The sequence below is a fragment of the Micromonospora wenchangensis genome (assembly GCF_002210435.1).
Taxonomy (GTDB): Bacteria; Actinomycetota; Actinomycetes; order Mycobacteriales; family Micromonosporaceae; genus Micromonospora; species Micromonospora wenchangensis.
On sequence record NZ_MZMV01000014.1, the window covers coordinates 114,929 to 128,741 of the forward strand.

The 13,813-nt window shown below is 75.3% G+C and carries 12 protein-coding genes; 11 read left to right on the plus strand and 1 reads right to left on the minus strand.

What is annotated here, in order from left to right:
• Window positions 1-43: 43 nt before the first annotated feature.
• The gene (locus B5D80_RS11255; protein WP_088643764.1) at window positions 44-661 is read right to left on the minus strand and encodes a Pvc16 family protein; all 618 of its coding nucleotides are present in this window, start codon (window positions 659-661) and stop codon (window positions 44-46) included.
• A 179-nt stretch (window positions 662-840) separates the two neighbouring features.
• Here B5D80_RS11255 and B5D80_RS11260 point away from each other — a divergent pair, with 179 nt between their 5' ends.
• The 11 genes from B5D80_RS11260 to B5D80_RS32900 all read left to right on the plus strand — a co-directional run.
• Window positions 841-2,406 (plus strand): phage tail sheath family protein, encoded by a 1,566-nt coding sequence (locus B5D80_RS11260; RefSeq protein ID WP_088643765.1) that lies wholly within the window; start codon window positions 841-843, stop codon window positions 2,404-2,406.
• A 56-nt stretch (window positions 2,407-2,462) separates the two neighbouring features.
• The gene (locus B5D80_RS11265; RefSeq protein ID WP_088643766.1) at window positions 2,463-2,945 is read left to right on the plus strand and encodes a phage tail protein; all 483 of its coding nucleotides are present in this window, start codon (window positions 2,463-2,465) and stop codon (window positions 2,943-2,945) included.
• Window positions 2,932-3,333 carry a hypothetical protein gene (locus B5D80_RS11270; protein ID WP_088643767.1) on the plus strand — a complete coding sequence of 134 codons (402 nt, stop codon included), beginning with the start codon at window positions 2,932-2,934 and terminating at the stop codon, window positions 3,331-3,333. Before B5D80_RS11265 ends, B5D80_RS11270 begins: the two co-directional genes overlap by 14 nt.
• A gap of 2,132 nt (window positions 3,334-5,465) precedes the next feature.
• Window positions 5,466-6,794, plus strand: a complete 1,329-nt coding sequence (locus B5D80_RS33335) for an eCIS core domain-containing protein (protein WP_158224161.1) — start codon at window positions 5,466-5,468, stop codon at window positions 6,792-6,794.
• Between the two features lie 103 nt (window positions 6,795-6,897).
• Entirely contained in the window at window positions 6,898-7,383 is a 486-nt protein-coding gene (locus B5D80_RS11285) for a phage tail protein (RefSeq protein ID WP_088643770.1), read from the plus strand.
• Window positions 7,383-8,513 (plus strand): phage tail protein, encoded by a 1,131-nt coding sequence (locus tag B5D80_RS11290; RefSeq protein WP_088643771.1) that lies wholly within the window; start codon window positions 7,383-7,385, stop codon window positions 8,511-8,513. The genes B5D80_RS11285 and B5D80_RS11290 overlap by 1 nt, the downstream gene beginning before the upstream one ends.
• Window positions 8,514-8,526: 13 nt before the next feature.
• Window positions 8,527-10,452: a phage baseplate assembly protein V gene (locus B5D80_RS11295; RefSeq protein ID WP_088643772.1), complete on the plus strand. Its 1,926-nt coding sequence runs from the start codon at window positions 8,527-8,529 to the stop codon at window positions 10,450-10,452.
• Window positions 10,453-10,460: 8 nt separating this feature from the next.
• Complete coding sequence (locus B5D80_RS11300) at window positions 10,461-10,889, plus strand: GPW/gp25 family protein (RefSeq protein ID WP_088643773.1); 429 nt, start codon at window positions 10,461-10,463, stop codon at window positions 10,887-10,889.
• Entirely contained in the window at window positions 10,889-12,829 is a 1,941-nt protein-coding gene (locus B5D80_RS11305) for a putative baseplate assembly protein (RefSeq protein ID WP_088643774.1), read from the plus strand. The genes B5D80_RS11300 and B5D80_RS11305 overlap by 1 nt, the downstream gene beginning before the upstream one ends.
• Window positions 12,829-13,377 (plus strand): phage tail protein, encoded by a 549-nt coding sequence (locus tag B5D80_RS11310; RefSeq protein ID WP_088643775.1) that lies wholly within the window; start codon window positions 12,829-12,831, stop codon window positions 13,375-13,377. The genes B5D80_RS11305 and B5D80_RS11310 overlap by 1 nt, the downstream gene beginning before the upstream one ends.
• Window positions 13,361-13,813 (plus strand): hypothetical protein (locus B5D80_RS32900; RefSeq protein ID WP_211291459.1); only part of this gene is annotated, 453 nt, incomplete at its 3' end. The genes B5D80_RS11310 and B5D80_RS32900, both read left to right, overlap by 17 nt.

Sequence of the window (13,813 nt, forward strand, 5' to 3'; positions counted from 1 at the left end):
CTACCTGAACGGGCAGCGGAACGCCTGATCGGGCACCGGGCCGTCAGCGCGGCTCGCTGATCCCGCCCCTCGGCCGCCGGCCCGCCACCCCGCCGGGGCCGGCGGGCCGGCCGCCGCCGCTGTTGACGCTGACCTCGCGCGGCGGCGGGGCCAGGTCGGTCTGCGTCTCGGGCACGAACGGCACGAGCAGTTGCAGGTGCAACCCGGTCCGGGCGGTCCCGCCGTACCCCACCCAGGCGGAACCGGTGTCCCCCTCCCGCCGGGGCGCGCTGCGCACCACCACCGGCTGGTTGGCGCGGGCCACCGCACCGGTCAGGAACCCCGACGGCAGGGCGGTGCAGCTCGCGCAGCCCACCAGCAGGTCACCCAGCAGCCGGTGCTCCCGCTCGGTGTCGGCGGCCCAGGCGGTCAACAGGTAGTTGAACCGGTACCGGCGGCCCGGCGGCCGACGCCCGACGAGCTGGCCGTCGGCGTCGCGCAGCTCGTCCCAGGTGGCCGAGACGCCCGCGGAGTCCTCCTCGACGTCCAGCAGGAACGCCGAGACCAGGTCACCGTCGGCACGCTGCGCGCACCGGTCCGGCGGGTCGAAGACGACAGGCACGTCCGCCGGCAGGTAGTGGCCCAGCCAGGCCCGGACCGACAGGTCGACATCCCAGATCATCCGTCCACCCTGCCGGCTGCCCGAACGGGACCGCGGGCGGCGGCCGGGCAGGCCGTCGGGGCGGATCGGTTGCCCTTGGGGGCAGTGGTGCCTACCCCGGCGGCGTCCCGCCGGGCAGCCCTGACGGCCCGTCGGCGTTGGCAGGCTCGGCCCCAACACACAGTCGTACAGGAGGTTCGATGCCGACGTATCTGTCGCCGGGCGTCTACGTGGAGGAGGTTTCCTCCGGGTCGAGGCCGATCGAGGCGGTCGGGACGGCCGTCGCCGCGTTCGTCGGCTTCGCCGAGAAGGGGCCCGTCGACGAGCCCACGCTGATCACGAACTGGACGCAGTACACCCGCACCTTCGGTGGTTTCGTGGCGGGCAGCTTCCTGCCGCTGTCGGTCTACGGCTACTTCCTCAACGGGGGCGGCTCCGCGTACGTGGTCCGGGTGGGTGGTGGTGCCGGCGCGGACGCCACCGCCGACGAAGCCGCCGGTGAGTCGTACGCGGCTGCGGCCGTACCGGCGGCCGGCGACAACGGCCGGCTCTCCTTCACCGTCCGGGCGGCGCTGCCCGGCCCGGCCGGCCAGGACCTGTCGGTCGAGGTCGCCGACGCCTCCGAGGGCGGCGACGACGCGTTCAAGCTCGTCGTCAAGCAGGCCGGCAAGCCGGTCGAGACGCTGGACAACCTGACCACCAAGCGGGGCGCGGGCAACGTGGTCACCGCCGTCCGCCAGCAGTCCAAGCTGATCCAGATCGAGGAGGCGAAGGGCGCGACCCTCGCCCCGCCCCGACGCGGCGCCGAGATCACCCTCGCCGCGCCCGCGCTGCCGGCCACCACGACCGGCACCGGCGACCTGCGGGTACGCGCCGAGGACTACGTGGGCGACGTCAGCGACCGGACCGGCTTCGCCGGGCTGGAGGCGATCGAGGACATCACCATGCTCTGCGTCCCCGACCTGGCCGCCGCCCACCAGCAGGGGGCCATCGACGACGAGGCGTTCAAGGCCGTCCAGTTGGCGATGATCGCGCACTGCGAGCTGATGGGTGACCGGGTGGCCATCCTCGACCCGCCGCCCGGCCTGCACCCGCAGCGCCTCAAGGAGTGGCGGATGGACGTCGCCGGCTACGACTCCAAGTACGCGACCCTCTACTGGCCCTGGGTCAAGGTGATGGACCCGGCGCAGGGCCGGGCGGTCTTCATGCCGCCCAGCGGGCACGTCGCCGGCGTGTGGGCCCGCAACGACGACACCCGGGGCGTGCACAAGGCACCCGCCAACGAGATCATCCGGGGTGCGCTCGCCCTGGAGAGCGGGCTGACCAAGGGCGAACACGACCAGCTCAACCCGATCGGGGTCAACTGCATCCGGGCCTTCCCCGGGCAGGGCATCCGGATCTGGGGGGCGCGGACGCTGTCCAGCGACGCCGAGTGGCGTTACCTCAACGTCCGGCGGCTGTTCAACTGGATCGAGAAGTCGATCCTGCTCGGCACCAACTGGGTGGTCTTCGAGCCCAACGACCCGCGCCTCTGGGACGCGGTGCGCCGGGTCATCACGATGTTCCTGCGCCGGGTCTGGCGCAGCGGCGCGCTGATGGGCGACACCTGGTCCGAGGCGTTCTTCGTCAAGTGCGACGCCGAGAACAACCCGCCGGAGAACCTCGACGCCGGCATCCTCACCGTCGACATCGGCATCGCCCCGGTCAAGCCGGCCGAGTTCGTGGTGTTCCGACTCTCCCAGCTCTCCCAGGGCTCCGGCGACTGACCGGCCCCGGCGGCGAGCACCCGACCTGAGCGACGACGAGACCAGGAGAAACGAGCATGGCCGGTCAGGGTACCCAGGACCCGAAGCAGAACACCCAGATCATCAGTGCCGCCGTCTTCCGGCTGGAGGTGCCGGGCATGTCGGCGATCAACTTCGCCGAGCTGGTCGGGATCAGCAGCGAGGTGGAGAACGCGGAGTACATGGCCGCCGGCACGACCGGGCCGATCTTCTCCCGGCACTTCGGTCGGACCAAGCCGCCGACGGTCACCCTCAAGCGGGGCCTCGACCTCAACGGCGACCTGTGGCTCTGGCACCAGAAGGTGCGCAACATGATGTACGACGCCTACCGGGACTGCGCCCTGAAGCTCTACGGCCCCGGCGACGACCTCAACGGCGACGCCCGGCTGACGTACATGATGACCAACGCCTGGCCGTCGCGGGTGGAGGTCAGCGGGGTCAAGGCCGGGGCCACCGACATCGTCTACCAGACGGTCACGCTGATGTGCGACGACCTGTTCGACTTCAATGCGCGGATCTAGCCTCGCCGAGCCCGCCGCCGGACCGGCGGCGGGCCTGCGGACCGAGTACCCGTTCGTGCTGCCGCGCGGGCTGGTCGACGACCGGGGCCGGGTGCACCGCGAGGGCACCATGCGGCTGGCCACTGCCCGCGACGAGATCACCCCCCAGGGCGATCCCCGGGTACGCCAGAATCCGGCGTTCCTCACCGTGCTGCTGCTCGCCCGGACGGTCACCCGCATCGGCGGGGTGCAGGCCGTCGACGTCGACGTGATCGAGCACCTCTTCGCCTCCGACCTGGCCTTCCTCCAGGACCTCTACCGGCGGATCAACCAGCAGGGGCACACCGGGGCCGAGGTGGCCTGCCCCGGCTGCGGGGGGCGCTTCGCGGTGGACCTGGCCGGCGGCTGACCTGGCGGATCCTGACCCAGTCCCGGCGGCCCGACGCCGCACACCCGTACCGGAATCTGAAGGAGGTGGGCATGGCCTGGTCGTTACGGCCCGGACAGCCGTTCTGGCCGCGTCGCCGCCGGCCGGTCGGGGCACCGCCACCTGTTCCGGTCGCACCCGTTCCGCCCACCGACCGGTACCCGGTCCCCCCGGGCCTGCCCCTGCTGACCGTGGCGCCCGCCTCGGCGATGGTGACCATCCCGCCGCCGGGGACGGCCACGCCGGGTCCGTCGCTGCCGCCGACCGCCGCCGCTCACCCGGTCCGCCCGTTCGCCGGCCCGGCTGCGGTCACCGGACCGACCCAGGACCCGGCCCCGATCCGGTACGACGCCGCTGCGACCCACCGCCCGCCGACCGGTCCGGTCGGGTGGACGCCTCCCGCTTCGGTCCGGGCGGCAGCAGCCGGGTCGGGTGACGTGCGGCCTGTCGGTCCGGTGGCGTACCAGGCACCGCCGACGGGGGACGACGCATCGCGGTTCCCCTGGTCGGGCGGCCGGGTTTCGGGTGTCCCGCAACCGGCTGGCGGCGCGGCGTCCACGATGCCGTCGCCCTCCGATCCGACCTGGTGGGGCGGCCCACCGCCGGGAGCCGTCCACGAGCCCGACCGGCCAGCGCAGGCCGGGCCCCGGTCACCGGACCCCTCTACGGTTCAGGCCCCGACCGACCTGCCCGGCCCGACCGTGATGCCGGGCCCGGCACCGAACCACGGTCTGCCTCCCGGCGACGGTCCGGCCCTCGGCCACGGCCTGGCTCCCGGCCACGGTCCGGCCCTCGATCATGGCCTGGCTCCCGGCCGCAGTCCTGCTCGCGGCCATGGCCTCGCTTCCGACTACGGTCCGACCCTCGGCCACGGGCCGGCGGTGGTGCCGGGGGTGACCCCGGGTCCGACTGGGGACGGCGGTCCGACGCCGGGCGCGGCTCCGCACGTGGCCGGTGGTCCGGAAGTGGACCAGGGCCCGGCCGTGCAACGTGGCCCGGGCGGGGCGGGCAGGGCCGGGGGAGCGGATGCCGTCGCGGCACCGGGTGCGACGGGTGGGCCGGAGAATCCGCAGGGACGAACGTCCGCCGGGCGATCCGACGGGGCCGGGGCGGATGCCGCAGCGGCCCGCACCGCAGCCCAGTTCGCCGCCGCCGGCCTGCCCACCGCGCAGGTCTGGCCCCCGCCGGGATTCGAGGTCGCCTACCTGGCGGCAGAGGCCACCCGGGCCGCCGAGGAGTCCCGGGCGTCGGCCGGCGGCGGGCGTGCCCGGCCGGCGCAGCCGGACACCGGCCGGGGCGCGGCCACCGCCGGCCCGGGTCACGACGGTCGGAGCGACCCGGAGGGGACCCCGCCGTCGGCCGGTGAGGTGCGCCCGGTCGAGGTGGCCTTCGCCGGACGCCGGGGCCGCACCACCCGACCGGCGACCGCCCCACCGGGCCCGGAGCCGGCGTCCCCGGCGGAACGGGGACCAGTCGACACGGGTGGCACGAACGCCCGGCCCTCCGCGGACCCGGGGCAGCTTCCCAGGCCCGCCGCTCAGGACGCCGGGCCCGTCGCCGGGGACCAGGCCGACCCGGGCATCCGGGTCGGGCCGGACGATGCCACCGGCGGCGACTGGGGCGTCCCCGCCGACCACCGGCGGGACGGCTCGGCGGGCGTCGGGCAGGACCGTCCGGAGTACCCGGCGCAGGCGACCGGGCCGACGGGCCAGCAGGGCGGGACGCTCGACGAAACCGGTGCCATGGCCGGACCGGCACCCTTCCCGGCGCAGCCAGCCGGATCGACTCCGGGTGGCGTGACCTCGCCGGACGCGGGTGCCACGGCACCGACCCGGGGCACGGACCCCGCCGAGCGGCCGGTGCCCGGAAACCGGCAGGTCGTGGACCCCGCGGAGCGGCCGGCGTCCGGGAGCCGGCCAGTCGGAAATCCCGACCAACGGCCGCCCTCGGAGAGCCGGCCAGGCCCGGCGGGGCGTGACATCACGGACGACCGGCCGGGTTCAACGGCAGGGCGGGACATCGCGGACGAGCGGCCGGGTCCGGCGGCGACGCACGACACCGGGGACGGTCGGCCCGGCCCGCCGGCGGGGCGCGACACCCACCGTCCCGAGCCGGTGTCCCCGCCGTCGTCCTTCTTCCTCACCCGACGTCCGGAGCAGCCCCCGCCGGTGGGAGTGGACCGGGAACACGGCCGGGCCGGTCAGGTGCCGCCGGCCGGCCGGGGAGGGGCGGAAGCGGTGCAGTCCGGCGTCCCGCATCCGCCCGTACCGTCGGCGGGGTCGGCCGGGCGGGTCGACCGGCCGACGGCCGTGCCACCCGGCGACGCGCAGGTCCCGGCGTACCCCTTGGGGGTCGTCACGGCCGCGCCGGTGGTGGCGGACGGACGGCCGGGTCCGACGCCGACCACGGCGGACCGGACCGGGCCGCTGACGCACCGCGCGGTAGCGCCGCCCACTCCGGCGAACGACCCCGAGCTGCCGGAGCAGGTGCCGGCGGCCCTGGTGGACGGCTTCCGGCAACAGTACGGCGTGGACGTCGCGGCCGTGCCGGTGTGGCGGGGCGCGGCGGCCACGGAGGTGGTGCAGCAGGCCGGGGCACGGGCGGCGACCCGGGGCGGCGAGGTGCTGCTGCCGGCGTCGGCCGGGCCGCTGGACGCGCCGCCCGCCCGCGCGCTGCTCGCCCACGAGCTGGCCCACGTGGTGCAGCAGCGGACGTTCGGGGCGGCACCGCCGGCCGAGTCGACAGGCACCGGCCGGGACCTGGAGGCGCGGGCGCTCGCCGCCGAGCGCGCCTTCGGCGACGGTGGCGGGCCGGGTGTCGGAGATCCGCTGCCACCTGTCGCGCCGCCGGCCGACGGGGGTGCCGCGCCGACACCTGCGGGTGCCGCCGGCACCTGGGGGACCACCCCCGGTGGCGGGCTGACCTGGCGGGCGAAGCCCGGTGCGGGAGGCGTACCCCCGGCCGCACCGACCGGCCCGCCGGCCGCCGCCCATCCGCTCCAGCGGGCGTCGATGGACACCCCGGCGGACACCCTCGACGACCTGCGGGCGCTGGTGCGGGGCGAACTCGACCAGCAGCAGGACCAGGCCCCCGACCCGCCGGGCGGGCCGCCCCTGGACGCCCTGCGGGCCGAGGTGGCCGCCGCGACCGCGGCACCCGCGACCGACCGGAGCGCGGGCCGGCTCGCCGAGGTACGCGACGCGGTGGAGCGGCTGCGGGCCGAGCTGCGCACGGTGGCCGACCGGGGAAGGGCCACGGCGGCCCGGCTGGACCGGGACGCCGACCGGGTGCCGGACCGGTCGCCGGGCCGGCCGGTGGACCTGGAGAACCCCGACGACCTGGAGGAACTGGCCGGCCGCCTCTACGGGCGGTTACGCGGACGGCTGCGGCAGGAGCTGCTGGTCGACCGGGAACGCAGCGGACGGCTGACCCAGTTCCGCTGAGCACGCCGGGCGGCACGAGCACGGCAGGCGGCACACGAGGCACGGCAGGTGGCACGACCGCACGGATGCGGGGCCAGGACGAGGCGACGAGGAGGGCGAAACGATGGCAGGCGGTCTTTCCACCGCGGCCCGCTTGATGGGCGGCTTCTTCGAGGTCACCGGCGTCAACCACAGGTACCTCGTGGTCATCGACGACGAGCGGTACAACCTCGGCTCCTGGTCCCGGGTCTCCGGGCTGGGGGTGACCTGGCAGGTCTGCGAGTACCGGGCCGGGGACAGCAACGACGTCTTCACGTACGTGGGTGAGCCGACCTACAGCCGGATCAGGCTCAGCCGGGCGGTGTGCTTCGACTCGCAGGTCGTCCAGGAGTGGCTCTGCCAGCAGGCCAACCGGTACCGCCCGCTCAGCGGCACGATCCAGCTCGTCGACAGCGTCGGCCTGAAGATCGTCGGCTGGGACCTGAAACACTTCTTCCCGGTCGGCTGGTCGGTGTCGGAACTCGACCCGAGCCACAGCGGGGTGGCGGTCGAGACCCTGGAACTGGCGCACACCGGATTCCTGCACGACGACGTGAAGTTCTCGCTCTGATGGCCGCCGTCTCCGCAGGGCAGCTCGGCGGGATGCTGGGCGACCCGAGCCAGACCGCGCAGGGGCTCGCCGCAGGCGGCCTGCTCCAGATGTTCCGGGACGGGCCGGGGGTCAGACGGACCCTCAAGCTCGGCCTGGCGATGCGTTTCCAGGTGACCATCGGTGACGTCCAGATCGGCCTGTGGCGTTCCTGCCGGGGCCTGCGGGCCGACTTCCGGCCCGAGGTGGTCCGGGTGACCGGGGACTACGTCGGTCAGTACCACCTGCCCGGCGAGGTCAGCTACGCCCCGATCGTGCTGGAACGGGCGGTGCACCGGGAGAGTTCGGCGCAACTGCAACAGTGGCTGGTCGGGGTGCTGCGCTCGTGGCAGGACGGCACCGGCGACGACACCCGGACCACCGCCCGGATCACCCTGCTCGACGCCGACGGCGAACCGGCCACCAGCTGGCTGCTCTACGGCGTACGGCCGTCGTCGTGGACGGGCCCGGACCTCTCCTCGGACAGCAACCAGGTGGCGGTGGAACGGCTGGAGCTGGTGCACGAGGGGTTCTTCCCCGACCTGCAGGCCAAAGCGGAGACGGCCACCCTGTCGTCGCCGACGCTGGGCCGGGTCACGTTCTCCTACAACCCGGCCAAGATGGGCATCACCCGCTCCTCCCGGGCCTCCCAGCTCGTCGGCCGGGGCCGGGGGGTGGAACTCACCTCCGACACCGCGTTGCGGGTGATGGCCGGCGAGGTGCTGCTGGTCGGTGCCGGGGTGGCCCAGGACGTGCAGAAGCTCATCGCCTTCTCCGGCCCGCCGAGCGTCGACGAGCAGAGCCGCAGCGCGTCCGGCATCGAGCTGCCCCGGCTGACGTTCACCTGGGGAAAGCTGTCGATGGCGGTCAACCTGAGCACGCTGAACGTCAACCTGACCCGGTTCGACGGTGAGGGGCAGCCGGTGCGGGCCCAGGCCACCCTGGACCTGATCGTCATCGAGGGGGAGATCTTCCCCAAGCGGGGCGGCCCGGTGCCCACCCGGTCGGTGCGGACCGACCCGGCGCAGTGGCGGCAGCGGGCGCTGGCCAGCGGCCTGGACGACCCGATGCGGGCGCAGGCCAGGGGCGCGTCCGTCGGGGCGCGGCGGTAGTGGGGGCGCGACGATGACCGCGATCGACCGGCACGGTCTGCTCTGGGGCACGGCGACCCTGCGCCCCCGGGTGACCGTCGGCACCGCCGGCCGGGCGCTGCCGGCGGCCGCCGCCGACCAGCTCGTACGGGTGGTGGTGGACACCCAGGCCGCCCTGCCCGACATGTTCGAGCTGACCTTCGCCGACCTGGACGGCAGCGTGCTGCGCACGGCCGGGCTGGAGCTGGGCACCGCCGTGCAGGTCTTCGGCCCGACGGGGGACGGCTCGGCCGAGCACCGGCTGGTCAGCGGCGAGGTGACCGCCGTGGAGGGGCACTTCGTGGACCTCAGCGCCCACGTGGTGGTGCGCGGCTACACCCACGACCACCGGCTGCACCGGGTACGGCGGACCCGTACCTTCCTCAACCAGTCGGATGCCGACGTGGCCCGGCAGGTGGCGACCGCCGCGAAACTGTCGGTCGGCACGATCGACGCCACCACCGGCCGGCTGGCCCACCTCTCCCAGGTCGCCCAGACCGACTGGGAGTTCCTCAGCGCCCGCGCCCGGGAGATCGGCTACGAGGTCGGCGCGGACGGGGACCGGTTCCACTTCCGGCGGGCGGCCACCGCCCGGCGGGCCGGCAGCCCGGTGCCGTTGACCTTCCGGGGCAACCTGCGCCGCTTCCTGCCCCGGGTCAGCGCCGGCAACCTCGCCCCCGAGGTCGAGGTGCGCGCCTGGGACCCGGTCGCGGCGACGGTGGTGGCGAGCCGTACCGCGACCACCGCCGACGGGGTGAGCCTCGCCGGCCGGACGCCGACCGCCGCCGCCGACACGTTCGTCCCCCGGGGCGCGGCGACGCCGCCCCGGGCCGGCAACAGCGCGGTCGGTGACGTCGGGCCGGCCCCCGGACCCCGCGCGCACGTCCTGGTCGGCCGGGGACTGCCCGTGCCCGGCCGGGCCGACGGCGCGGTAACCCAGGTCGCCAAGGGGCTCGCCGCCAGTATCGGCGGCGGGTTCGCCGAGGCGGAGGGGGAGGCGCTGGGCGACGCCCGGCTGGTCGCCGGCGCGGCGGTCAAGGTGGACGGGGTGCCGGCACCGTTCGCCGGCACCTGGACGCTCAGCGCCGCCCGGCACGTCTTCGACGAGGCCGGGGAGGGCTACCGCACCGAGTTCACCATCGGCGGGACGCAGGACCGGTCGCTGCTCGGACTGGCGAACGTCGGCGGCGGTGACCCGGGCGGTCCGGCCCGGATCGACGGGGTGGTCTGCGGGGTGGTCAGCAACGTCAAGGACCCGCAGAACCTGGGCCGGGTCACCCTGGCGCTGCCCTGGCTGTCGCCGGACCACGAGACCGACTGGGCGCCGGTGGGGCAGCTCTTCGCCGGCCCGAGCGGTGGCGCGTTCTTCGTGCCGGAACCGGGTGACCAGGTGCTCGTCGCCTTCGAGTTCGGCGACGTACGCCGCCCGTACGTGCTCGGCAGCCTGCCCAGCCGGCACACCGGCTACGGCCTGGACGGCGGGCAGACGTCGTCGACGAAGCCGGGGGCGAGCGGGGTGAAGTCGGTGGGGCAGACCAGCTCGGTGATCCGGCGCGGCCTGCTGTCGCCGTCGGGCAGCCGGCTGGTCTTCCACGACGAGGTGCCGCCCGGCGGCAAGGGGCAGCCGACCGCCGCCGACGTCGTGCTCGGCACCAGGGGCGACAAGCTCTCGCTGGCGATGGACCAGGTGGCCGGCACGGTGACCCTGCGCTGCGCCCCCGACAAACCCGGCAAGTTGCTGATCGAGTGCACCGGACAGACCGCCGTCGAGATCAAGGCCGGTCCGGGCGGCAGCCTCACCCTCGACGGCGGCACCAGCCTGAAGCTCAAGGGCAAGACGGTCGACATCAGCGGTACGCAGGTCAACATCAGCGGCACCGCGTCGACCGCCATCAAGGGCAAACCCATCCAGCTCAACTGAGGAGTGCCATGCAGGCCGACGTCATCGGCACCGGGTGTGCCTTTCCGCTGCGGGTGCAGCCCAACGGTCGACTCGCCACGATCAGCGGCACCGCCCTGCTGGAGCAGGCGATGTGCGTGATCCTGGCGACGTACCCGGGCGAGCGCCCGATGCGGCCGGAGTTCGGCTCCCGGCTGCGCGACTTCGTCTTCGAGCCGGTCACCGGGCAGACCCGGCGGGCGGTGGCGGTGGAGGTGCGGGCCGCCCTGGAACGCTGGGAGACCCGGGCCGAGATCGACGACGTCACCGTCACCGAGGACCCGGCCGGCGGCGACGGGCTGCTGCACATCGAGATCCGCTACCGGGTACGCGACACCGACGAGCCCGGCACCCTCGGGCTCAACCTGCGGACCCTGCCCGGCGACCGGGAACTGACCGGTACGGGGGTGCTCGGCTGATGGCGCTGCCCGCCCCCGACCTCGACGACCGGGGCTTCGACGACCTGGTCGGTGACGCCCGCCGGTTGATCGCCGACCGCTGCCCGGAGTGGACGGACCTGCACCCGGCCGACCCGGGGATCACCCTGATCGAGACGTTCGCGTCGCTGACCGACCAGCTCATCTACCGGCTCAACCGGGTGCCCGACCGGCTCTACGTGAAGTTCCTGGAGCTGATCGGGGTACGCCTGGTGCCGCCCACGGCGGCCCGGACCACGCTGACCTTCTGGCTGTCCACCCCGGCCCGCGCCACCCAGGTCGTGCCGGCGGGGACGCGGGCGGTGACCGTCGCCGACGGCGGGGAACCCCTGGTCTTCGCCACCCTCGACGACCTCACCGTGCCGCCGTGCGCGCTGACCCGGCTGCGGGTCCGGACCGCCGACGGGGTCACCGACCAGACCGGCGCCCTGGAGCTGGGCGGCCCGGTGGCCGCGTTCTCCCCGGTACCGCAGCCCGGCGACGAACTGCTGATCGGGCTGGACCGGGCGGTCGGCGGCTGCGCGGTGCGGCTGGAGTTCGAGGGACGCGTCGACGGCGTCGGGGTCAACCCGCTGCACCCGCCGCTGCGCTGGGAGGCGCGCGGTGCCGACGGCTGGCTCGACTGCGAGGTCGGGCTGGACGAGACCGGGGCGCTGAACCGTCCCGGCGCGATCCTGCTGCACGTGCCCGCCGGGCACCAGGCGACCCTGGTCGATGGGGAACTGGCCGGTTGGCTGCGGGCCCGGGTGGTGACCCCGCAGGAGGGGCAGCCCGGCTACAGCGCCTCCCCGGTGGTCCTCGGGCTGGCTGCGAACACCGTCGGTGGCACCACCGGGGCGGTGCACGCCGACCTGGTGGACGACGAGGAACTCGGCGACTCCGAGGGGGTGCCCGGTCAGCGGTTCGCCCTGACCCGCCGGCCGGTGCTGACCGGCTTCGGTGACCCGGTGCTGGAGGTCAGTTCCGACGACGGCTGGCAGCGGTGGTCGCCGGTCGAGCACTTCGCCGGCAGCGGCCCCGAGGACCGGCACTTCCTGCTCGACGGGGTGGCCGGCGAGGTGGTCCTCGGCCCGGCGGTCCGGCAACCCGACGGGACGTTGCGCCGCTACGGCGCGGTGCCGCCCCGGGGCGGTCGGCTGCGGCTGCGCCGGTACGCGGTCGGCGGCGGCAGCCGGGGCAACGTCGGCGTCGGCGCGGTGACCGCGCTGCGGACCTCGATCCCGTACGTCGCCGGGGTGGAGAACCGGCACCCGGCCAGCGGCGGGGTGGACGGCGAGACGCTGGACGAGGCCCGCCGCCGGGGCCCGCTGACCCTGCGCAGCCGCAGTCGCGCGGTGACCGCCGAGGACCACGAGGTGCTGGCCCGGGAGGCCGCCCCGGAGCTGGCCCGGGTCCGTTGCGTGCCGAGCAACGGGGACGGCCCGCCGGTGGCGCGGCTGCTGGTGGTGCCGGCCGCCCCCGCGCAGGACGGGCGGCTGCGGCTGGAGGACCTGATCCCGGCCGAGTCGAGCCTCGCCCGGGTGGCCGGGCGGCTGGACGCCACCCGGCTGATCGGCACCCGGGTGGTCGTCGAGCCGCCCCGCTACCGGGGGGTGACCGTGGTGGCCCGGGTCGTCGCCCGGCCCCGGGTCGTCGTCGAGCGGGTCCGCGAGGAGGGACTGGCCGCCCTGTACGGCTTCCTCAGCCCGCTGTCCGGCGGCGGCCCGGACGGTCGGGGCTGGCCGTTCGGCCGTCCGGTGCAGGCCGGGGAACTGTTCGCCGTGTTGCAGCGGGTACGCGGGGTGGAGCTGGTGGAGGACCTGCGGCTGTTCACCGCCAACCCGGTGACCGGTGAGCGGGGCACCGAGGCGGGCCGGATCGACCTGGAGCCGGACAGCCTGGTGTTCTCCTTCGACCACCAGCTCCGGGTGGAGGAGCACTGATGCGCGGCCCGGTCGACGTGGCGATGCCGTACCCGATCGCCGGTTTCCTGCCCGCCCTGTTGCAGGAGGACGACCTGCTGGTGCGCTGGACCGAGGGGCTGGACCAGGTGCTCGCGCCGGTGGTGTCCACCCTCGACTGTCTCGACGCGTACCTGGACCCGCAGCTGACCCCGCCGGACTTCCTGCTCTGGCTCGGCCACTGGGTCGGTGCCCAGCTCGACGAGAACTGGCCGGTCGGGCGGCAGCGCGCGATGGTGGCCGGCGCGGTCGCCGCGCACCGGCTGCGCGGGACGGTCGCCGGGCTGCGGATGGCCCTGGAGCTGGCCACCGGGGGCGAGGTGGAGGTTCTCGACTCGACCGGGGTGTCCTGGTCGACCCGGCCGGAGCCGCTGCCGGACTCGCTGCCACCGGCCCGGGTGCACGTGCGGGTGCGGGTGGACGACCCGGGGGCGGTGGCCCGGCACGCCCTCGACGAGCTGTGCCGCGCGGTCGTACCGGCGCACGTGACGACGACCCTGGAGGTGCTCGACCGTGATCATCTGTCGTGAGTGCGGCAACCACAACGGTGACGCGGACACCTTCTGCGGTTCCTGCGGCAGCTTCCTGGAGTGGACCGGCGAGAAGACCGTGCCGAAGATCCCGGTCGAGACGGTCCAGGAGGCGGAGCAGGAGCTTCGGCAGAAGCCGACGCTGCTGCAACGTATCGCCGGGGTGATCGCGCCCGCGCCGGGTGGCTCGCCGGTCAACGAGGGTGTGGTGCGGGTCGGCGACGGGACGGGCCGGGGAGCGTCCGGCCTGCCCGGCGGCCCACCGGGTCTGCGTCCCGGCCCGCCCGGGGTGCGCCCGGGTCCGCCCGGGGTGGGTCCGACGGGGGTACGGCCGGGTCCGCCCGGGGTGGGCCCGCCCGGTGCCGTGCCGCCCGGCGCGCGTCCCGCCCCGCCGGGGACGACGCCGCCGGGGGCCCGGTCCGGTCCACCCGGGACG

Excerpts from the sequence above, each read along its gene's own strand:
- B5D80_RS11255 (WP_088643764.1), bottom strand. The coding sequence starts at position 661 with ATGATCTGGGATGTCGACCTGTCGGTCCGGGCCTGGCTGGGCCACTAC.
- B5D80_RS11260 (WP_088643765.1), top strand. The coding sequence starts at position 841 with ATGCCGACGTATCTGTCGCCGGGCGTCTACGTGGAGGAGGTTTCCTCC.
- B5D80_RS11265 (WP_088643766.1), top strand. The coding sequence starts at position 2,463 with ATGGCCGGTCAGGGTACCCAGGACCCGAAGCAGAACACCCAGATCATC.
- B5D80_RS11270 (WP_088643767.1), top strand. The coding sequence starts at position 2,932 with ATGCGCGGATCTAGCCTCGCCGAGCCCGCCGCCGGACCGGCGGCGGGC.
- B5D80_RS11285 (WP_088643770.1), top strand. The coding sequence starts at position 6,898 with ATGGCAGGCGGTCTTTCCACCGCGGCCCGCTTGATGGGCGGCTTCTTC.
- B5D80_RS11290 (WP_088643771.1), top strand. The coding sequence starts at position 7,383 with ATGGCCGCCGTCTCCGCAGGGCAGCTCGGCGGGATGCTGGGCGACCCG.
- B5D80_RS11295 (WP_088643772.1), top strand. The coding sequence starts at position 8,527 with ATGACCGCGATCGACCGGCACGGTCTGCTCTGGGGCACGGCGACCCTG.
- B5D80_RS11300 (WP_088643773.1), top strand. The coding sequence starts at position 10,461 with ATGCAGGCCGACGTCATCGGCACCGGGTGTGCCTTTCCGCTGCGGGTG.
- B5D80_RS11305 (WP_088643774.1), top strand. The coding sequence starts at position 10,889 with ATGGCGCTGCCCGCCCCCGACCTCGACGACCGGGGCTTCGACGACCTG.
- B5D80_RS11310 (WP_088643775.1), top strand. The coding sequence starts at position 12,829 with ATGCGCGGCCCGGTCGACGTGGCGATGCCGTACCCGATCGCCGGTTTC.